General features: G+C 39.4%; 12 protein-coding genes and 1 pseudogene. 9 read left to right on the plus strand and 4 right to left on the minus strand.

The window, feature by feature from the left end:
• Positions 1 to 71: 71 nt before the first annotated feature.
• A complete protein-coding gene (locus GQR87_RS21645) occupies positions 72 to 1787 on the minus strand; it encodes a PQQ-binding-like beta-propeller repeat protein (RefSeq protein ID WP_158972744.1) in 1716 nt (571 codons plus the stop codon).
• Positions 1788 to 2165: 378 nt separating this feature from the next.
• Between GQR87_RS21645 and GQR87_RS21650 the strand changes: the two genes are divergently transcribed.
• From GQR87_RS21650 to GQR87_RS21680, 6 genes and pseudogenes are all read left to right on the plus strand, one after another.
• A complete protein-coding gene (locus GQR87_RS21650; protein WP_199271658.1) occupies positions 2166 to 3539 on the plus strand; it encodes a sulfatase in 1374 nt (457 codons plus the stop codon).
• A 92-nt stretch (positions 3540 to 3631) separates the two neighbouring features.
• Positions 3632 to 5134 (plus strand): annotated as a pseudogene (locus GQR87_RS22675) (arylsulfatase).
• A gap of 384 nt (positions 5135 to 5518) precedes the next feature.
• Complete coding sequence (locus GQR87_RS21665) at positions 5519 to 7531, plus strand: glycoside hydrolase family 97 protein (RefSeq protein WP_233267358.1); 2013 nt, start codon at positions 5519 to 5521, stop codon at positions 7529 to 7531.
• A gap of 191 nt (positions 7532 to 7722) precedes the next feature.
• A complete protein-coding gene (locus GQR87_RS21670; RefSeq protein WP_158972748.1) occupies positions 7723 to 9114 on the plus strand; it encodes a sulfatase in 1392 nt (463 codons plus the stop codon).
• A gap of 47 nt (positions 9115 to 9161) precedes the next feature.
• Positions 9162 to 11222: a Sip1-related alpha-galactosidase gene (locus GQR87_RS21675; protein ID WP_158972749.1), complete on the plus strand. Its 2061-nt coding sequence runs from the start codon at positions 9162 to 9164 to the stop codon at positions 11220 to 11222.
• 56 nt (positions 11223 to 11278) lie between these two features.
• Positions 11279 to 12772, plus strand: a complete 1494-nt coding sequence (locus GQR87_RS21680; RefSeq protein ID WP_158972750.1) for an arylsulfatase — start codon at positions 11279 to 11281, stop codon at positions 12770 to 12772.
• 148 nt (positions 12773 to 12920) lie between these two features.
• Here the strand turns inward: GQR87_RS21680 and GQR87_RS21685 are convergent, their stop codons facing one another.
• The 3 genes from GQR87_RS21685 to GQR87_RS21695 all read right to left on the minus strand — a co-directional run bounded on the left by GQR87_RS21685 (position 12921) and on the right by GQR87_RS21695 (position 18531).
• Positions 12921 to 14579 (minus strand): arylsulfatase, encoded by a 1659-nt coding sequence (locus tag GQR87_RS21685; RefSeq protein ID WP_158972751.1) that lies wholly within the window; start codon positions 14577 to 14579, stop codon positions 12921 to 12923.
• 88 nt (positions 14580 to 14667) lie between these two features.
• A complete protein-coding gene (locus tag GQR87_RS21690) occupies positions 14668 to 16929 on the minus strand; it encodes a right-handed parallel beta-helix repeat-containing protein (RefSeq protein WP_158972752.1) in 2262 nt (753 codons plus the stop codon).
• Between the two features lie 54 nt (positions 16930 to 16983).
• Positions 16984 to 18531: a sialate O-acetylesterase gene (locus GQR87_RS21695; protein WP_199271659.1), complete on the minus strand. Its 1548-nt coding sequence runs from the start codon at positions 18529 to 18531 to the stop codon at positions 16984 to 16986.
• A 381-nt stretch (positions 18532 to 18912) separates the two neighbouring features.
• Between GQR87_RS21695 and GQR87_RS21700 the strand changes: the two genes are divergently transcribed.
• The 3 genes from GQR87_RS21700 to GQR87_RS21710 all read left to right on the plus strand — a co-directional run bounded on the left by GQR87_RS21700 (position 18913) and on the right by GQR87_RS21710 (position 22536).
• On the plus strand, positions 18913 to 19944 hold the full coding sequence (locus tag GQR87_RS21700) for a glycoside hydrolase family protein (protein WP_158972753.1): 1032 nt from the start codon (positions 18913 to 18915) through the stop codon (positions 19942 to 19944).
• Positions 19945 to 20018: 74 nt separating this feature from the next.
• Entirely contained in the window at positions 20019 to 21227 is a 1209-nt protein-coding gene (locus GQR87_RS21705) for a putative glycoside hydrolase (RefSeq protein WP_158972754.1), read from the plus strand.
• 31 nt (positions 21228 to 21258) lie between these two features.
• Positions 21259 to 22536 carry an ectonucleotide pyrophosphatase/phosphodiesterase gene (locus GQR87_RS21710; RefSeq protein ID WP_158972755.1) on the plus strand — a complete coding sequence of 426 codons (1278 nt, stop codon included), beginning with the start codon at positions 21259 to 21261 and terminating at the stop codon, positions 22534 to 22536.
• The last annotated feature ends 341 nt before the right edge of the window (positions 22537 to 22877 follow it).

Below are 22877 nucleotides of genomic sequence, written 5' to 3' on the forward strand. Positions count from 1 at the left end.
AACGAAACGCAACCGTCAATGAAAGAGGCGACGTTTCGTTATTAATAAGAATTAGCAAACCTGTTGAAGCATTACGGCGTTGCTCCAATAGCAACTAGCTCTTTTAAACTGCGATGATAAATTTTGCCATCAGCGTAACTAATAGAATTTAAACTCCATGTTTCACCTGAAGGTCCTAGATCATTCACACTTAATAAGGCTGATGTATCTAATACAGGCGCATCGGCGTCAATTGCATAGGTAATACCAAGCATGGTATGAAAATACAACACGCCGTTAATGTTGGTAGGACTCCCCCAAAAAACCGGAAAGTTTGCACCATCAGATTTAGACCTAGCATTACCAGCCACATCTCGTCCATGGCTGTTAAGCGTACTGGTTTTAACTTCAACTCCATAAACAAACTCATCTGCTTGATCTGGCTTGCGGATCACAGTGACAGGCAACTCTAAATATTCTGTTTTACCAGATTCGATATGTACACGAGCCATGGAGTGGGATGGTCCCGCTTTGCCATTTGGCTGTGCACGGCGATTACGCATATGTGCCGTGGTGGTAAGAAAATAATGATAACCAGCTGCTACTATGTTGCTGTGCCAAGCAGGATAAACATTAATAAAATTGTCTGGCCCTGCATTCACCCGAGGTGACCAATCTTTTATATCGCGGATATTAACGTTTTTGTAGAGCTTATGGGACTTGGTAATTGGGTCCCAAGGGCGATAGTCGACATTGTTAATCATAGATGTTTTCGCCAACATCTCTCCGTTTGTAGCGTCGATAACTACATGTGACTCAGTGGGGTTTAGGTTGAACATATAGGCATGTTGTTTGTTCCAATGTAACACCCAAAGTACTTGCCAAGCATGGGTATTAGCTAACTCTTTGCCCTCGGGTAATTGTTTACCATCCTCGCCTGTTCTGGGTTCAAAGCGCCAAATGGTTTTGCCTTCTTCCCCTGCTGCAAGACTAACTAAACTTAAGCCAATTGGCCTTTCTGGTACGCCATGATGCCCACCCCGTCCAGTTAAAATAGCGGGGCGCCCGTCTGGTGCAAAACCGAATACTGACGTGGTATAGGTGGTCGTGCCGTCTTCGGCTTGCCATAAAGTTTTACCTGTTTTTATATCAATGCCACGGAGATAGTTCCAGCCAAATACTTCTTCAGGGTTGCCATCTCTAGGCTCAACATTTACCACTACACCATTATACAAAATAGGCTCATGCTGTTTATTGAATGGATAAGCGGGGCGATCCCATGGAGTCCATTGACGACTCCAAATTTCTTTGCCTTCAAAATCAAAAGCGGCCATGGCACCACTGGCATTAGTGAAAACAACTAGGTTACCATCGGTGACAGGCGTAGGGGTAGTTGAGTCAGAATAAGCATAAAGCATCGGGCTTTTAACTGAGCCCGGAAGAGGTACCGACCAGAGGATTTTACCTGTTTTAGCATCCACGCAGTGGCCTTCTATTTCAGCACTCATTAGTTTTTCATCACCAGCATCCTTGGTAAATGTGGTCAAAAACAGTCGATCTTTCCATACTGTAATACCACTTTGTCCGCCGTTTGGCAGTGAAGTACGCCATAAAATATTTTGATCACGGCTAACACTCCACTTGGTAGCGGCAGGCGGTCCTTCTGCTGTCCATGAATGATTGGGCCCTGCTGCCTGAGGCCAAGTATCTATATTATCAATTGCTATATTAGCGGTTGTGGCACAACCACAAATCAAAGCGCCCATAGTTAGCACGAATAAGGATCTTGCGTAAAATTTTTTCATCATTGACTTCGACGTCCCCTAGGCTTTAATTGTTTTATATATGATTGAAAGTGTAATATATAAAATTTCGACATGTAATGAAATTAAAAATTATTTAAACCTGTTCAACCGCTTATTACAGTCGTCAATAAGTCCTTTGTTAAATAATATTTAAATTATCGCTTTTTATGTCATCTTTTTTGTTTTCAATATAGAATGATGTTTTAAATATAAATTATTATTTATTTTACATGTGACTTAAATCATTCTTATAACCTCGTTGATTTAATTTTAAATGGTGACGTTGGTATTTAGTCTGAAGATAGAAATAACAGTAGCTGGCTGGATTAAGGGTGACCCTTATTTTATATGTAGCTCTACAATAATATTAGGTAAATGAATATGAAAAAAATGACTCTAGCAGGTATTGTGTTGTGCGCATGCCACTTCATTAGTTCGGCTGCGCAACCCGCCACATCACAGCCAAATATCATAGTGGTGATGGCAGATGACATGGGCTGGGGAGATTCAGCGACTTATGGGCATAAAACCATTAAAAGCCCCAACTTAGATAAACTTGCCTCTCAAGGAGTGAAGTTTACCCAAGGATACTCAGCAGCTGGGGTTTGTTCACCCTCTCGCTCAGCCATTCTCACAGGTAGAACACCCTATCGTAACGGAGTTTGGCGTCATCTTTCGGGTAATCATTCAGCCCATTTACGCAGCAGTGAAATAGCCTATCCAAAATTATTCAAAGCAGCAGGTTATACAACCGGTCATTTTGGGAAATGGCATTTATTATCTAGACAGCAATTTCATAATGCGGAATACCCTCAGCCAAATGATCATGGTTTTGATTACTGGTTTGCCACGCAAAATAATGCCAGTCCAAGTCACAAAAATCCTGATAATTTTATACGTAATAATAAAGCCGTGGGCGAACTTAAAGGATACTCGGCACCATTAGTTGCTGATGAGGCAATTAAATGGATAGAACAAGGCCGAGATAAATCTAAGCGATTTATTATGTCGGTTTGGTTTCATGAACCACATAAGCCAATTGCGACTGATATTAAATTTTCAGAACTTTATCCAAATGAAAGTGCTAAAAATAAGAAATATTTTGGCAACATAAGTCAAATGGATTTTGCCTTAGGCGAGTTGATGAAAACACTCGATAAAGAAGGGCTTAGGGATAATACCTTGATTATATTTACTTCTGATAATGGCCCAGTAAAAAGTGAAGGCGGCACCACAGGGGGATTGAGAGGTGGTAAACGCGCAGACTTTGAAGGCGGTATCAGAGTGCCATTTATTGTTCGCTGGCCTGGTCATATTAAAGCGGGTACAGAAAGTGATACACCTATTATAGGCTCTGACATTTTTACAACGGTATTGGCTGCAGCAAGTATTAACACACCCAAAGATCGCACCATTGATGGTGTTAACTTTTTACCTGCATTGGAGGGTAAAGAGCTTAAGCGTACCACTCCATTATTTTGGCGAACACATGTATCTTCTGCCGAAGATCGAGTTGCGGTGCGAGTTGGAGATTGGAAAATTGTGGCTAACGATACCTTGACAAAATTTATGTTGTTTGATGTTCAAAAAGATTGGCAAGAAAAGAATGACCTTGCTAAGGCTATGCCTGAAAAATTCGAAGTCATGAAAGCCAAACTAATTGCCACTTGGGAAAACATCAAAAAAGAAGGACCAAATGAATGGTGGGAAAACGAAAAAAATCCCCCCATGAAAGGTGCGACACTTAATTATTAATATCCCTTAAACCTGCCCTATAACTTTCTACTACTGACCGTTTATAGGGCAATTATCATTACTTTAAAATACGAAATTAATGGAATCGAATAATGTTTTTAAAAAGTATTTCCAATTTCATACTCTTATCTAGTTTTATATTATCTCCTACTGCAGTTCATGCAGATGAAAACAAGCCAAATATTATATTCATAATGAGTGACGATCAGGGATATGGTGACGTATCTGCATTTAATCCGAACAGTAAAATTAATACACCGGCCATTGATCGTTTGGCACAAGAAGGCATGATGTTTACCGACGCTCATAGTGCTTCGGCTGTATGCACCCCAACACGATATGGGGTAATGACTGGGCGTTATCCGTGGCGAACTCGTTTACAAAAGGGGGTTTTGGGTTCTAAATCTAGCAAATTACCAGATGGCAGCATAAGTGTCGGAGATGAGCCTTTAATCGACGCAGCAACCTTAACAGTGGCACAATTTCTAAAGTCTCAAGGTTACGACACTGCCATGACAGGGAAATGGCATCTTGGCTTTAAATATATATTACCTAAAGGCACTGAAATAGATAAAAGTCGCGGTAAGCATAACGATGCAGTGCCTGTTGGCACCCAAATAATAGGTGGTCCCATTGAACGTGGCTTTGATAAGTACTGAGGGTTTCATCACGCAAGGCAAATGGGCACTTGGATCGAACAAGACCGCGTGACTTATAACTTAGAAAATACCGATGAAATGTTAAACCGTATTACCGAAAAAGCGGTTAATTATGTGTCTGATCCGGCACGAAAAACCACTCCGTTTTTCTTATACGTGCCATTAAGCGCGCCCCATAGTCCAGTAGTACCCAGTAAAAATTGGATTGGTAAAAGTGGTATCAATTTACATGGCGACTTTGTGATGGAAACGGACAATTCTGTTCAGCGAATTTTAAATGCTTTAGATAAAGCCAAACTGACAGACAATACGCTGGTTATATTTACCACAGACAATGGTACATCGCCTGGAGCGAGAATAGAGCAGTTACTGGCTGTTGGTCATAATCCCAGTGCCGACTTACGAGGGCATAAAGCCGATATATGGGAAGGAGGGCATAGAGTACCTTATATTGTGCGTTGGCCTGGTCAGGTTAAAGCTGGAACCACTTATGATAAGACGGTAGTGCATAATAGTTTACTGGCCACTAGTGCAGATATATTAAATGTCACCTTGCCAAAAAATGCTGCAGTCGACAGCTTTTCAATTTTGCCTGCGCTACAAGGTTCTAACGAAGAAACTCAGCCCGTTGCTATTTTTTCCTCAATATCAGGTCACTTAGCTGTCCGAGTGGGAGATTGGAAATTAGCAACTTGTAAAGGTTCATGTGGCTGGAGTGTTGGAGGTGACAACAAGCCTGAAATGCAGTTGTACAACATGAAAACAGACCGCGCTGAAACTACTAATTTGTACAATCAAAAACCACAAATAGTGGCGCAACTTAAAAAGCAATTAGAACAAGCTGTGAATAATGGTTACACAGCCCCCGGTAAAACTGGCAAAAATGATGTGGCTGTCACTATCTATAAACCCAGTAAAGTGGTGGTGAAAAAGTAGGCTTATTCAGGCAATGATAGAGATTGATTAACGCAACCTCTTAGTCGTTAAATAGGCATTAATTTTCTGTTGTAAAATTTTGCCGCCACTTGGCTATGGATCGTATGTTTACAAAAACTTTACATTAATCACGATGTTTTATATATAATCTATTAGTTAGTATATGCGATTTGCACCAAATAATTTAACTCTAAATATTGCAACTAATGAAGCGTAAATATATGTATATATTCGTTAAGTTAGTTACTTGAGTTCGATATCGTTTAAATCGTTATGTAATGACGGAGTGTTAAATCTTTTAATTATTTAGGGTAAACGTTTACCTTACGTTGCTTTAGCTAGCTAACACACACAATAAATGGAAATTTAAGTAGAGATGATACTTTGAATATTATAAAAAAATGTATTTCAGTTAGCGTATTTACTTGTTTCATTGCACAAGTAGCGTATAGCCAAGTAAATGTTGTTCATGCCATTTCTGCAGATGATTCAGGGTTCAGTAAACAATCAAGATCAAGCACGCAATCAAGGGAAGAAAGCTACTTTGCTACATCTCCAGACAAGAGGATTAACCTTGTCGTTTCTTGGGATACAGGTGCATCTCCGCAATATACGGTTAGTTTTTATGGTCAAGCGATACTTTTACCATCCAATGTCAATATGCTGCCACAAAAAATACAGCAAGGAGAACAGCAAGCAGAGCATGATTTGGTTTTAATATCAGAACAAAAAATTGACGAAACTTGGTCTTTACCTTGGGGGCAATTTAAGGAGTCTCGTAACCAGTATAATGCCGCAAGTTTTAAGCTTATTAATAAAGAAACTCAGGAGGTTATTAGTACTCTAGAGTTTCGTATCTTTAATGATGCTGTTGCCCTAAGGCATGTTTTTGACAGCCCTAAAAAGTCTACTAATAGAGTTTTACTAGAAGATACCCAATTTAAGCTTGCAGAAGATGCCTCTTCGTGGAGCTATAACGGCATGAAGCCAACAAAAAAAATAAAAAGTATTTTAAAAAGTAACACTGAAATACTAGCAATACCCACGACTTTAACCAGTGGAAACTTACCGGCATTAGCCATTCAAGAAGCGAGTCGCTTTGAAACGGCTATGATGCAACTTGAAACTGTAGCGGGAAGCGCACAATTGGCGGTAGTCAGTGAACCTATTGTAATGAGTAACCCTCCTTCATCTACTGCGTGGCGTGTGATTCAAATTGCAGATACTGCTGGCGAACTCATCACATCTCAAGTTTTGCTCAATTTGTCACCTGAATCTCAAATCAAAGATACTTCTTGGATTAATACCGGAAAATCGTTCTGGGATTGGCGCGTACGAGGTGAACAGTACGGTGAGCATACTTATGGGTTAGATAATGAATCCCTTAGTCGTATGATAAATTTTGCCGCTGAACATAATATGCAATATGTAATGATAGATGCAAACTGGTACGGTCCTGAGCATGACGTTGAATCTGATCCATTTACTGAAATTGATGGTTTAAATATCAAAGCCTTAATCAAACAAGCAAATGAAAAAGGTATCGGTTTTATTTTATACCTCAATGATAAAGCCAGTAAAAATAATGATTTAGATAAGCTTTTTGAAACCTGGGCGAGTTGGGGAGCTGCCGGTGTTAAATATGGTTTTATGAAATTAAACGGTAAAGAAAAAGTTTTAAAAACCCTGAATATTGTTGAGTTAGCTGCTAAGCACCAACTACTAATTAATTTTCATGATAAACCCATTGTGCCTAGCGGCATGCGAAGAACCTGGCCAAATTGGGTAACCCGTGAAGCGGTTCATGCCCAAGCCGATGGAAAAGAAACCTATACACCAAGTGGTTTTGTGGAAATGGCACATGTGAATGCATTAGCAGGACCTTTAGATATGTCTAACGGTTTCTTTAAATTGAATGGTTTAAAACAAAGCCGAAATTATGTCAGAGCTGATGTTAATTCAACTGTAGCCAGTGAAGTTGCACGTTCGTTGATTATTTTCTCAGGTTTAATTATTTTTCCAGACGCGCCAGAAGAGTATTTACGTAAAAAAGATTTGTTCGAGTTCTTGAATAAAATGCCGGCTACTTGGGATGAATCTAAAGTCATTTCTAGTGATATTAGCCAACATATAATCACAGCAAGAAGAAGTGGTGAAGATTGGTTTATTGGCGCTGCAATTAATGAAGCCGGTGGCACGTTACCACTTGAGTTGGACTTTCTTACTCCAGATAAAACTTACCAAGCCAAAATATACGCAGACGCAACAGATAGTCATTATATAACGAATCGTGAAGCCTATGACGTTGCTACTATTCAGGTAAAAAAAGGGGATTCTCTTAAGATGAAGCTTGCCCCTGGTGGCGGCCAAGCGATCTGGCTTACCCCAATCATGTAGTAAAAAAAAAAAAGACAATAATAAGTTTTTTTGTCTTTTTAGTTTCGCTAGGGACGTATGTTTCCTATATGAAAATCTTCGTTAACTTATGAAAACTCAGCCTGTTGCAGCCGAGATATTCATAAACTGTGATAAAGACAGTTGAAAATATTCTTATACATTTTATTCAGAACTAAATTAAGAGAATTCTTATGAAAAAACTATTTTGCTATTGCCTGTTATTAGCTGCATTTACCTTGAACACAAGTTTAATGGCGGCGCAACAAACGCCTCCTAATGTGCTTATCTTCTTTATTGATGATTTAGGGTGGACTGATATTGGTATCAACGGTTCTTCTTTTCATGAAACACCAAATATTGATGCGTTGGCAGTAAGTGGGGTTAATTTCAAACATTCCTATTCTGCTAATCCGGTGTGTTCACCTACCCGCGCAGCATTGATGACAGGTAAAGCCCCACAACGCGTGGGTATCACTCAATGGATTTCACCAAAAGAAACTACCCACTTACCTTTATCAGAAGAAACTATTGGTGAGGCTTTTCAAAATGCGGGTTATTACACTGGTTACATAGGGAAGTGGCACTTAGGAAAAACAGATAATGTGCAACCACAATATCAAGGTTTTGAATACACCAAAGCTGTTAACCGTGCAGGACAACCGGCATCGTTTTTCTATCCATTTGGCAAAGATAATCGCCCTTCCAATGTGCCTGATTTGGAAAATTATAAAAATGGAGATTACCTCACTGATGCGCTTACCGACAAAGCGATAGAATTTATTGATAATCAAAGTGAGCGTCCTTTCTTTCTTACGCTTGCGCACTACGCTGTTCATACGCCTATACAAGCGCCTCAATCTTTAATCGAAAAATACACCGCCAAAAAACGGGCAATCTATGGCGACAAAAAACCTGCTTTAATAGAAGAAAAATACCATACATTGGCACAAACCCAACAGTCAGATCCTGCCTATGCTGGCATGATGGAAAACTTAGATACTAATGTCGGGCGAGTTATTACACATCTGAAAAATAAAGGGCTATATAAAAATACTATTATTGTGTTTACCTCAGACAATGGTGGGCTTGCCCATCGTAAACGTATGGACACACCCACTAGTAATGCGCCATTGCGCTCTGGCAAAGCTTGGACTTATGAAGGTGGCATCCGCATTCCTACAATTATCGCTTGGCAAGACAAGATCCAACCTTTTACCAGTAACAACCCAATAATCACTATGGACATGTATCCAACATTGTTAGACCTGGCTGGATTACCACTAAAACCTAAGCAGCATCTTGACGGAAAGTCATTAAAACCCCTTCTAGAGGGAAAAATTCACTCTGACGAGGATCGTGTTTTAGCTTGGACTTATCCACATGTACATGGCAGTGGTCATCAACCTTCAGATGCCATTTTGAGTAAAGAATGGAAACTAATCCGTTTCCAAAGTGATGAGCCCACTGAGCTGTATAATCTTTTATCCGATATTGGTGAACAAACTAATGTCGCCAAGCTGTACCCCAATAAAGTTAAAGAGTTGGAAGCACAATTGGATCAATGGCTCAATAAAACGCACTAGTTAGGTGTTTTCACAGACAATTCACATAGAAGTTGGAAAGTAAACACATGAAATTAATTACAATATTTATCTTTATCGCGGCCTTTTATAGTGCTGTTTTAATGGCTAAGCCAATTGTTATAACTGATCAAAGTAAAGGTTTTATCGTCGAAAATCTAGAAATGGTCAAACCCGATAAGTCCGGAATGTTACTTGTGCGTGAGGTGCAACTGCCTGCGTTTAAACAGGGGGCTTATTATCGCCCTTTTTCGGAAATTGGGGCCAGAGGTAGTATTGCCCGAGGTAATAGAGTTGAAGCCGTTGCCTTTACATCCATTGCTGAATTACAAGCCTATCAACCACCCGTAACACGAAAAGACCATAACAATGTACAACAAGGGCAATTCATACTGTTTGAATTACAGAATGGCCGTTATCTTGCCTTATTGCCTATGGCATCAGAAAAAGTCTATGGCCAGTTTTTTGTTGAGAATGAAAAATTATGGTTGAAAACAGGTAATTTTGGGACCAATCCTGTTTCAGGAAAAATACCGCTAGTGATTTGGGCGGTTGCTAACTCGCCATACGAGGCAACTGAAACAGTTTGGCAACAAGTGTTTGATTCTGGCTTTGTGGCTGCTCAGCCCCGTGCCAACAAAAGGTTTCCGGAAGAACCATATGGTTATCTGGGTTGGTGCTCTTGGGAACATTATAAGAAAAACATTTCTGAAAAAGTCATCTCTGATGCATTTCATACTTTGGAAAAAAGTGATGCTCCAATACGCTGGGTGATGGTCGACGACGGCTACTTGGACGCCAAAGGTGGCAAACTGTTGAGTTTCGATGTGGATAAAAAGAAATTCCCCCATGGTTGGCAACCCATTATGGATTTGAAGAAGGATAAGAAAATAAAATGGGTGGGTATTTGGAGAAATTTTGGCGGCTATATGACTGGCGTTTCTGAGGAACATACCATGAGTGATATAAAACCATTCTTGGAAAATACCAAGCGCAAAGGTACTGTGTTACCCAATGGCACGCCACAAGGTGCAAAAGCTTTTTATGATAAGATGATCTCAAATACTAAAAATAATGGTTTTGATTTTGTAAAAGTTGATTTTCACACCCGTACTTTCGACAATTATAAAGGCACTCCAGATCCTGTTGCTACAATGCGTTACAACAGCGAAGCCCTTGAAAATGCTACTCACAATATGGGTATTCCTCTTTTAAACTGTATCGCACAGCCGAATATTAATTCACTGCAAACAAAACACAGTGCACTTACTCGTTCAAGTCCAGATTACAATCAAACTGACAAGAATAAGAATAAGTCCAATACCTATCAAAGTTTCGCTAATCATTTATGGATGGGGCAAACCGTTTGGGGGGATCTAGATATGTTCCACACCCATGACAAACGTGATGTTAATTCAATGGCTATTGCTCGAGCGATTTCTGGTGGGCCTGTGTATATTTCAGATGAACCATCAAAGGTTATACCTGAAGTACTTTACCCTTTTGCTTATGAAGATGGAAAACTATTACGAACCGCTGCACCTGCCACCCTGTTACCTGAAAGTTTCTTCATTCACCCCTTTCGTGATGAGCAAGTGTTTCGCGTAGTTGCGCCCATGCAAGATGGTGTAGCTGCCATTGCTTTGTTTAATTTTACACAAAGTGGCAAAAGCCTCAGCAGTGGATTTACTATGAAAGACTACGGTCATGCTGGTGAACTACTTCAGCCTAATAATGGACCATGGTCAGCTCCCAAAGAAGGGGTGTTAGTTTATGATCATCAAACCAAAACTGTGGTGGATTTAGATAAAGAATTTTCGACCCAAATCGCTAATTTTGACGCTAAGTTATTCTTACTTTATCCCAAAAAAGAAGGGTGGGCGGTTATCGGTCGTACTGACAAATACCTTCCTGCGGCAGCAGTTACAATACAATCAGTTGCAGCTAACAATATTAGCTTTACCTTAGAAGAGTCGGGTCCGTTGATGATATGGAGTGAAAAAGGAGCACCCAAAATGCAAGGAGCGATATTTAAATCCATAGGGAATAATTTGTATCTAGCTGAATTACCCGTTATCACAGGAAGCCGAGTCATTAATATTAATCGTTAAATATGCAGCAGTTGCTGTTTTTTAACTTAAAACTTAATAGGTAGTAGGTAATAATAATGTTTCAAAATTTATGCAAATCCGGTGTTTTTTATATAAGTTTGTTGATTTTACTGACGGGGTGTCAAACCAATAACCTCGATAATAAAAGCATACTTAGTAAACATGTTCGACATGACAACACCAGTAAGCCTAATATTATTTATATTTTAGCGGATGACTTAGGCTATGGTGAAATCGGTGCCTATGGCCAAACAAAAATCCATACACCTAATCTTGATAAACTCGCTAAACAAGGTCTTAAATTTACGCAACACTATTCAGGCTCTACAGTTTGCGCACCGACTCGTTCCACCATAATGGAAGGAAAACATACTGGATACAGCACAGTTCGCGGAAATAAAACCCTGGGGGAAAATCGTCAGCGAGGCAATTATCCCTTGCCAACGGGCTCGCGTACCATTGCTCATATGTTTCAAGAACAAGGCTACAAAACCGGTATTTTCGGAAAATGGGGACTGGGTGGAATAAACTCAACTGGTCATCCTGCTAAACAAGGCTTTGATGCGTTTTCAGGCTATCTAGATCATAGGCATGCCCATAACTATTTTCCTGATTATATCTATCGTTTTGGCAATGAAGTCGAGCTTAACAACAAGGTTAAAGTGCACGGGTTAGGAAAAAATCCCTCACTGGATTATAAGAGTTATCTTGGGAATGATTATGTTCCTGACCTCATGCTAGAAGATGCAATGCAGTTTATGAAGCAGCATAAAAACGATAAATTCTTCTTATATTATCCATTAACTCTTCCCCATACAGCTTTACAACCTATAGAAGAAAGCTTGCAACAATATAAAGGTCTATTTGAAGAGGATGGAAACTTGAAGGGAAAGCCTACGCCTCATCAATACCCAAAAGCGGCTTATGCAGCTATGGTGACCCATATTGATAAACATGTTGGGATGATACTTGCGGAACTTGAAAGGTTAAACCTAGACCAAAATACTATAGTGATGTTTTCCAGTGACAATGGCGCTGAGCAAAACAAAGCATATAACAATTTCTTTGGATCCAATGGCGGTTTAAGAGGTTATAAACGAGATTTATATGAAGGCGCTATTCGAGCCCCTTTACTTGTAAAATGGCCCAACAAAATTAAAGCTAATTCCACAACTGAGCATATTTCAGCACAATGGGATTTAATGGCTACTTTCGGCGATATCATTGATGCAAAACCTAACGCCGACACTAATGGCATTTCATTTTTGCCGACATTATTACAGCAACCCCAGCCAAAGCATCACCATTTATATTGGGAGTTTTGGAAACAACAAGGTCTACAGGCTGTGCGAATGGGGCAGTGGAAAGGAATTCGTTTGAATGTTAATACAAATCCAAACAACCCAATTGAACTTTATAATCTGAGTAACGATCCTTTTGAGAAACATAATGTTGCTAAGCAATACCCTGAGATAGTCAAAAAAATTGAACTTGCGATGTTAGACCGAGCAATTTCACCTGAATCGTCTTGGAATCCGCCTAGTGAGTAGAGAAACGAAAGGGTATTTTTTTATTATAAATAGGGCATGATTATTATAAATGGAGTTTTATTTATAGCGTAATTTTATAAAATATAAAGGCCCAGCTTATGCTAACTAATATAAGCTGGGCTTTGTTTTAGAGATTTATGCTACAGGTTTAAATCTTATGAGTTTTCGTTAGCAAACTATCTAATATTTTTAAGCGACGTTGCTGATCTGCCGTAATACCATGATTTACGCTCCAGTTTACTTTAGGGTTTGCTACGCCTTTGTTAGTGCGTTGCTCAGCTATAGCTTTGCGAACAGCTGCATGTATTTTGGCAACTACCTCAGGGTGTTGTTGTGCCACATTAACTGTCTCGCCTTGATCTTCTAACAAATTGAAAAGCGCCACATGTTTATACCAAGGTTCGTTTTTCTTAGGGGTGTAAAACCCAGCTCTTAGTTTTTTCATATTCGGGTTGCGCTGGCGAATTTCTGCTATTTCAGCTAACGATTTATAGGTAAGCTTCCACTCACCATGTCGAGCAATTAAAGTATTACTCAAACTACTGATAATAACATCTCGTTGCTCAACCGTTGCTTTTTGGTCTTGTAACTGAGGTAGAAAACTCACGCTATCTACCGCATAAGTTGGGGTAGGTTGGTCTAAAATATCAGCTGTTGTAGCAATAAAATCTTCTAGGGTAATATTCTCGTCTGCTCTACGATTTAATTTACCTTTAATCCCTGCTGGCCATTTGACTAAAAATGGCACTCTATGCCCACCTTCAAACAGCGTGGCTTTTTCACCACGTCGCCCGTCGTGTGTGTCGTGCCCCACTTCTTTAAGTTCGGTTGTTGCACCTGGATAAGAACCGTTATCTGCAGTAAAAATCACCAGAGTATTGTCTGATAGTCCGGTTCTGTCTAATGCGTCTAATACTTGCCCAACAGTCCAGTCAACTTCCATCCGAAAATCGGCATTAGGACCTAATTTACTTAGTCCTTTAAATGCTTTAGAAGGCACTATTGGAGTATGGGGGGCGGTAAGTGGCATATATAAAAAGAAAGGTTCATCTTTCTTTTGTTTTTCTATTAATGCGACTGAGCGTTGGGTGAATTCTCCCAGTAGTTCAGAGGGATCAAGATCTGGATCCGCAAAACCTGAGCGATTTCCAAAACGATTTTTACCTTTAAGGTGTTCTGAAGGTATTTTTGTTGCTTTATTATTTACAAGATAAATATAAGGGGCAAAGTCTAAGCTACCTGAAATACCAAACCAAGAATCAAAGCCATGGTCTGTGGGGCCACCATAAAAGGGGGCGCTAAAATCGATATTTTGATCTTCTGTAAGTGATGGTGACTGGTCTAGGCTTTTTCTGGACTCCATAACTGAGCCATCTTTCATGGTCCAACTAGTTCCAAGGTGCCATTTACCTACCATTAGAGTCTTGTAACCTTGACTACGCAAAAATGTGGCAACGGTTTCTTGACCTTCAGGCATGATCCGAGAGCCGTAATTAGCTGCTAGTCCTACTTTTTCTCGCCAAGGATATCGACCGGTCATAATTCCGTATCGTGTCGGGGTACAAATAGAAGAGCCAGAATAGGCTTGAGTAAATGCCATGCCTTCTGCTGCAATACGATCTAGATTTGGGCTTGGTATTTTTCCCTTGGGAGCTATGGCTTGAATATCTCCATGCCCCATGTCATCTGCTAAAATATACACAATATTAGGCTTATTAGTTTCTGCCAAGACTGAAGTCGATAATGCAACTAATGAGCAAAGAAGAGGTAAGTTGTTTAACAATAGTTTTCTTGCGGATATTTTCATTCTTATTCCATATATTTAACTAAAAATTTAATACTGAAGGGCAAAGCATATACTTAATCATTCATGGTCAATTTTCTCAATATTTAGCTTATAGTGCCCTGGTTAAACGCCCCATTTTAGATACATCTAAGGCTTCTATACCTAAAGTAATGGCTGGGCTACCTTCTTTAAAACCAAAGTCACCATTGGCAGCATCAATAAACATGGGGTCGGCAAAAACACTACTTTGCTCTTTACCAACCGCTCTTAATTTGAGTAGATGTTGGTCTACCCAATTAGGATTGCTGGCGTGGTAATAAAGGTTAGCTTCCATATCAGTTTCTACTAATAATGGTTCGCCGTCTTCAGAACGTGCGATTGGTCTTTCTCCATGGGCATTGCCGCCATCAGGATGAGCAACAATAATATTATGATGAACCTTAGAGTTTGCGACGTTTACCCATTCAAAGCTGATGTAACCCCATTTAGGAGCAGTTAACGAACCGACAATAAAGTTGTTTGTGATGTCGTTGACACCTTTAGAGGCAATTCCGGCAGAGAAGCCATAATTGTTAGCTAAAATATTGCCGTGAATGGTTGTTTCGTGCTGGTCATCGTCACAACGGATCGCTGCAGGAAAACTATGCTCTAGGTTGTCATGGATATAGTTGTATCTAATAATGTTGCCTGTTCCGGCTCCAGAGATATAAATGGCATTGCCATCTGAAAGTTTCTGTACAGAGTGAGTAATCTCATTGTATTCAAGTAGATTGTGTCTTGAGTGATTAAATTGTTCTCTGACTTTCCAACTTTCATAGGTTTCTTTAGTAGAGTCCACAATACTTTGTGGGATTTCATTGCGACGAAGGGTTCTACCGCCTTCACCATCAATTGAACGATCGGGTTCTATACGGTTTGTCACCAAAATAGCGGCATAACCACTGTGATGTACATAATTATGAGCGATACGATTATGGCCACTCTGCCAAGCCCAAATGCCAGGTGAATGCCAAGTGATTTGGCTAAAGTGATGAATATGGTTATCGATAATTTCATTATGATGATTCACATCTTTAGTACCGGCCCCGTAACCCGCTAACAAGATTCCTGCCTCGCCTAAATATGATAAGTCATTATTGATGACTTTATTACGTTGTGCGTGTAAGTCAAAGCGAATACCGCTGCCACCAGAATGGATAAAGGTATTGTTACTGACTTCACAGTCTTCAGCGCCACGAAAACGTAACATGGCAGTTGGTCGGTCAAACATATCCCAATCATGCTGTAATCCCCAGCCAAGGCGCTGCTCTTCATCTTTCCATGCCCAACGATCAGCATGACTAAAGGTTAGACCTGAAATCGCAATTCCCCGTACAGGTTTATCTGTTTGTTGATCGTAATTAATTTGACCTTCAACCCGAATAAGTTCGCTGGTAGTTGGTGCTACAATTTGTTGTGGTTGGCCACTTTGGTCTGGATCACTTGGCCAAAGGTAAATTTTACCCGTCAGGGTATTAACTACCCATTCTCCCGGCTCATCTAACTTTTCAAGGGCATTTTCAAGCCACACTGTGGCGAATTCAGTACCATGCACCCAGGGCGGTAATTTGCTCATGTTATAGGTAGCGGATACACTGGTTTTGGCGATACCAGACTCTTCATCAACACTTTCAAGGGGCAACATATTGATCATCCACGCTTTGGACGGTCTGATATTAATTTCGACATCCTTGACGTTTGACCAATTTTTTAAAGCTCCTTTGGGAAAATGAAGTGTTTTTTTATCACCCGGTTTACTGGGTAAAAAACCTTGACCACGAGCACGTTTTAACATGCCTTTGGAGTTGTATAAGGTATTAAAGCTGTCAACACCTGCTGGTATATCTGCTACCCATACCTTACCTTTGGCGTTGTCGGGTAAGTCAGTTAAATCCGCTGCAGCTAATTTCCAACCTTTGATGGAGGCCGCTCCACTCACAACAGGTGTCTCGCCAGGGTAAGCGGCGATAGTCAAATGTGCAGTGTTAGCAGTGGTTCCTGCCCCATACTGTGTATTTGATTGCTGTATTAATGCTGTTTCTCTACCATCTTGTAAACCTAGGACTAAGGTTTCAGTAAGCTGGTGAGTGCCTGCTCTAAGGTAAATAGTGATGGGTTTTGAATAACCAGACTGTCGAAATTTTCTACTTTGTGCAACAGCTTGAGGAAGTGTGGCAAAAGGAGAATCTATAGCTCCTTTGGCAGAATCTGAGCCATTAGGAGAAACATACAGAATCAGTTCTTCTGTTGTTGGTTCAGCTGGCTGTTCGGAACATGCGAATAATATAGTGCTTACAAAAATACATAATAGATATTTAAATATAAGGTTCATAATTTATATGGGTCCATGTTTTAACTATTGTTCATCGTAAATATAAAAATTCGCTTAGGGTTTAAAGCTGTCAGTACGAAATGGCTGAGCAGGTAAACCGGCACTGTTAATTAGATTTACATTAGGAGCACCAGAAAATGCATAACGCACGTAAAGTGGTTTGCTAATTTCGTCACTGCTCAGCTCCACAGCATTACCGATAATTTTTGCTTTTGCTCTAAGCCAATTTTGATCGTCGTTGGCAAGCCAAAATTCACTAGGATCTTCGCCATTGGTAGTCGTTAAACCATGGCTATGAGTAAAATTAACGGTTATCTTGCCAGCAGACACACGCGTGTTCTTTAATACAGGGCCTTGAGCTTCAATATCTTGTTGTAAAGTATCCCTAGCTGCTAATTTGGCAAGGCGTTGGCCAATAGGTAATTTGTCTTTAGGATGTACATTGGTTGGGTTGCCAAGGTCGATAGTATTCACCACAGACACATTTTTTAAACTTTCAGCGGCTAATTGTGACTCGCGCATCCAAGCCCATGAATGTGCATTAGGGTGTTCAACATCTGTTGTTGGACTAGAGGCCAGTAATTTTTGGTAACGGGGTAACATTACAACTAAGAAATTCATGTCTTGGTTGTTCCATTCTTGGCGGTAACGTTTTATCCATGCTTGCAATGCTTCTTTATACTTCAACATGCCTGAATTATTTTTGAACCAAGGAGTGCTGACTAAACCATCCATACTTTGAGTATTACGTTCGCCTTGATACCAAACTAATCCTCTTACCGTATAAGGAGCGATAGGTTTCATCATGGCGTTAAATAATATATTTGGTTGGCGGCGCAAATATACATCATCTTTTTTCGACCATGGGTTAGGTTGAGACAAGATACTATCTATATAGCCGATACGATGGGGGTTGCTATCAAATTCTTTCATTATGGTAGCAAAATAGGGGAGTTCGCTGGTGAGATCTCTAGGCATCCAAGCTTCTAATGACGAACTGCCCCAAGCTGTTAAAATAATACCTACAGGAACTTCGGCCCGTTGCTGTAAAAAATAAGCAAAAGAAAAAGCTATGGCACTATCGGGAATATCTGCTTGCCAGCTACCTTGCATACTTGTTTCTTCTTTAAAAGAAACAGTGCGTTCAACAGTAAAACTACGAATGTGTTTAGCTGTTTTCCTTAGTTCCTTAATCTCTTTTATGCTGTTAATCATCATCTGCATATTGGATTGACCAGAAGCAATCCATACTTCACCTACCACAATATCATCAAGTATTATTATTTGGTTATGACTAGATGAAATGGTCATGCTTTCAGGAGTAAAACTCCCTTTTAACGGCGATAACTGTAATTTCCAATCGCCATTATTATCACTAATCGTCATTTGTTTTTGATTAGAGAAAGCCACCGAAACTTTGCTACCAGCTGGTGATTTTCCCCAAACCGATATAGGTAAATCTCTTTGTAGCACCATGTGATCTGTAAAAATTGAGGCAACTTGTAAGCTTTTATCAGTGCTACTTTCAGCGCTATTTACTGCGCCTGAAAAGCTGAAGCTGAACACAAATATTGTTAAAAGTTGAATGATCTTGTTTTGCATAATTTTGATCTTTTATTCTTTGGGAATTACAGCAGTAACATAGGTTCTGCACAGGCTGTACTTCAACTTCTCCCCTTCTTTCACATCTAGTAGGAGTACAAAGACAAAGTAAAAACGTCCCAGCTATAGGTTAAAAGTCAGTTTGACATGAGTGTTTTGTATTTACAATATTGTTTTGTATTTGGTTTGACGCGTTCAATTTATATTAGCAAATATATTTATAGCCAACATGCTCACCACACGATGTTTTATATGTACAATAACAATCCATATATGATATAAAGCATGAGGTTGTTATCCAATTTGTGAACTTTATGAAGCCGTTTATCAAGAACTGCAGGGTTCGCTATTTATGTTTTTCAGAATTTAAGGGGTGAATGAATGAGCGCTAGATATATCTCTATTGTCGCTTTGGTACTGGGTTTATTGTCCCAATCAGCTGCTGCACTTGAAGAATCTGCCCTAGTCAAATCTATGGTTCCAGGACCTTTTCTTTTACCTTCACCAGAAGGTACTTGGACTTGGGGTATGGCACCGATTTATGACGACCAAGGAAAAGTACATATATTCAATTCTATTATTCCTAAAAGCGGAACTTGGAGCAAACATAGTAAAATTGCACATTGGGTAGCTGACCAGCCAGAAGGTCCATATACCTTGTTGGGCGATGTGTTTGCTAGTGATAGTGCCGCTTATCATAATCCACAAATTTCAAAAGTTGGTGACACTTTTGTATTAGTATTTTTATTAAATCATTACAAAGATGAAAACGGTTCAAAACAAGAAGTTGGTATTGCAACGGCTAAATCTCTAATGGGCCCTTGGCTTGAGAGCCCACATAATCCAATTATTAAAGCCACAGCTGAAAATGGTCAGCACGCTTCTAACCCTACCTTTGTTGTTGCTCCAGATGGCGAGTTTAGAATTTATCATAAAACAATGACCACGGTTGATGGAGAAGTATTTCGTGAGATCTCTCTTGCAACAAGCAATAACATTGCAGGCCCTTATATTGTTTCTGATAAAAACCCAGTGCTCAGTTACGCAGCGCAAAAGGTAGATATAGAAGATCCTTACGCTTTTTATTACAACGGCATGTATTACATGATTGTTGAAGATCGCCAAGATGTCAGTGCTTTATTAGCAGGCAAACATACAGGCAAAGTTCGCAAAGGTGGATTTAGACCAGGACTACTCTATAAATCGAAAGACGGGTTTGATTGGGGTACGCCAAGCATAGCCTATCAAACTAACGAAATTTATTTTGGACATAAACTAGCCCGAAGTGAGCGCCCTAGCATCCTATGGAAAGACGGCAAGCCTGATTATTTATACCTTGCTTGTCACGATGATGATCCTAGCGCAGGGTACATTCTGAAAATAAACGGTTGGAATGGCGAGATGATTAAATAAGGTTGCAACTAAATAAGGCTGTTATGCCAACAGCTAGCGAGCCCTTTTAAAGGTGTTATTCCCTAGGAAACATTATGAAAAACAGAATGATTAAACTCATGAAGATTAAAAGTACACTTTGTTTGGTTAGTTTATTAATTTCGAGTCAGGTATTTGCAAAAAATGCGGATAAATTTCCAGAGTTCTCTTGGGACACAATGCCTCTTTATATGCATGTTTGGAAACAAACTTCATACACAGCTGCAGAAATTGAATTCCTTGCAAAATTTCCGCTTATTACCTTAGAAAAAGCACAAGGCCAAAAAGAAGGGACGGTGCAACAAGGTACCTTAAAAGCAGCACGCGCGATTAAAGAGCTCAATCCTAAAAGTAAAATCTTATACTACAAAAACATAGTCATAGACTGGAAAAGCGGGGTCAGTAAACAACTAGAATCTATATCAGGCGGATACTTGCAAGCTCCTGATGGCTCATATCCAGTTGTCAATCCAAATAGCAAAGCCAAGTTTTTTGATATATCCAAAGAGGAGGTTCGTCGGTGGTGGATCAAAGACGCCAAGTCAATGTTAACGGATCCTTCAATAGACGGTGTATTCATTGACGCTAACATTAAAGTACTTATTGGCTCTTATTTCGGTAAAGGTAAAAAGTTAGGCGATGAAAAAGCTGATGCACTGATTGACGGTTACCATAAACTGTTAACGGGTATTAATAATGAGTTTCGTGACGACAACATAATACTCGCCAATATACTCAGAGCTCGTTTTGAAAATGCGGGGCTTGAGTATATGGAATACTTCGATGGCTCATATTTTGAAGCGTTTGAGCATAATGTAGGTGGTGTTTCTAAACCTGACTACGTAGTAAAGGGTATAGAAGCAGGGCAAAAAGCCGCTCAAGATGGAAAAATCTTAGCTTTTACTGCAGGTCTAGGTAAGGCATTGGCAAAAGATAGTTCAGGTATAGGGCTAGATGAAGCACGGGGTAAATTGGCTAGTCTTGAGCATGTTCAAAAACGCTTAGATTACCTAATGGCTATCTTTTTAACTATGGCTGAAAAGTATAGTTATTTTTTCCCGACCGATGGTTATGGCGTCACAACTGATAGAAAGGGCAATCAAAGAAATAGAACTTGGATGCATACTTTTCCAGCTTTTAATAACAGATTAGGTGCACCTAAAGGCCCAGCTAAAAGAAACGGTTATGTCTTTACTCGAGAATTTGAATATTGTTCGGTTTACCTTAATGTAGAAACAGAAGAAGCTACATTAAAATGGAAATAATCAAGGGCTTGTTAATAGGCAGGGTTTCAATATGAAAATTTGCCTACAAGCCTTAAACTTAAACAAGCCTTTGTGGCTGGTAGTCATTAGCCTAATATTTAGCAGCGGTAACTCTCAAGCTAGCTCGACAGAGTTATCGACTAAAAATTCATTAAGTTCGAAGGACATTCCTTATGTTCTGTTAATTTCTATTGATGGTTATAGATGGGATTATACTGAGAAATATTCTCCCTCTTTTATTGCAAAATTTAAGAAGCAAGGGGCTTCCCTGAAGTCACTTCGTCCATCTTTTCCCACCACTACTTTTCCTAATCATCTTTCTATTGCCACGGGAAGATATCCAATGAATCATGGCATAGTTAGCAACAAATTTTATAACCCTGAGTTAAAACGTTCTTATTCCATAAGGGATGCTGAGTCAGTTGCAGATAGTGAATTTTATCATTCACTGCCAATTTGGGGGCTGGCTGAAAAACAGGGTGTAAAAACAGCACCATATTTTTGGCCTGGTAGTGCCAGCCATATCCAAGGAGTAAAACCGAGCTACAATATTGAATATGAGCATAAAGCTTCTCACGAAACCAGAATAAAAACCGTTGAAGACTGGTTTAAATTGCCTGAGGAAGTAAGACCTCATTTGGTAACGCTCTATTTTCATGATGTTGATGGTGCGGGTCATGGACATGGCCCAAATTCAGATAAAGTGCAAAAGGCTATTGAAAAAGTTGACCATTCAATTGAAAAGCTTGTCAATAATCTTGAAAAACTAAAGCTACCTATAAATATAATTATCACCTCTGATCATGGAATGGCTGAGCTCAAGCCTGAAAAAATCGAAACTATTTTAAAAACGACTGAACAAGAAAAATTGTTTGCTGATTTTATGATTCAAGGCAATGGTTACCTAGTAAGTTTCCGTAAGAGAAAAGATATTGATGCAACGGCTTCTGTAGCTTTACTTAATAGCGCCGCATCCCATTTCAAATGTTATACACCTTCAACCACACCAAAAGAATTACATTATAGAAATAATCCTAGTATTGGTGACATTGTCTGTTTGGCTGATAGAGGTTGGTCAATTTCTGCCAAGGTGCCAAGAGTTTCTAAAGGTAGCCATGGCTGGTCTCAATATGATGGCATGGATATGCATGGAATTTTTTATGCTTTGGGGCCTAACTTTAAAGAAAATTTGCAAATAGAGACCCAAGAAAATGTCAATATTTATCCTCTCATTGCCAATATTCTAGGTCTGAAAATTGAACATGAAATTGATGGCAAGCTTGAGAATATGCAAGCACTGCTGAATTAACAGAATAAAAGTCGATATAGTCATTTTAGCGTATCTGTTTAGCAAGTATATTTAACATAAAAATCAGTATGTTACCTGATTTATTTGTAGTTCTATTTGGTACCTTGCCGATAACAAACGTAAAGCCAGTTCGTTAACTTAATAACTTACAAAAATTTACATTTCTAACAGTTGACTTGTTAAACAACTCTCTGTATCTTTTTATATATAATAAAACATTTTTTATTATTTGTGTTTTAAAAGTAATAATCAATTTTATATTCAGTCAATATCGATAGATAAATGTCACTTACTGAAGCGTTATTCAGTATGAACTGGGCCCATATTTATACAGGTGGATA

This window comes from Paraglaciecola sp. L3A3 (assembly GCF_009796765.1).
Taxonomy (GTDB): Bacteria; Pseudomonadota; Gammaproteobacteria; order Enterobacterales; family Alteromonadaceae; genus Paraglaciecola.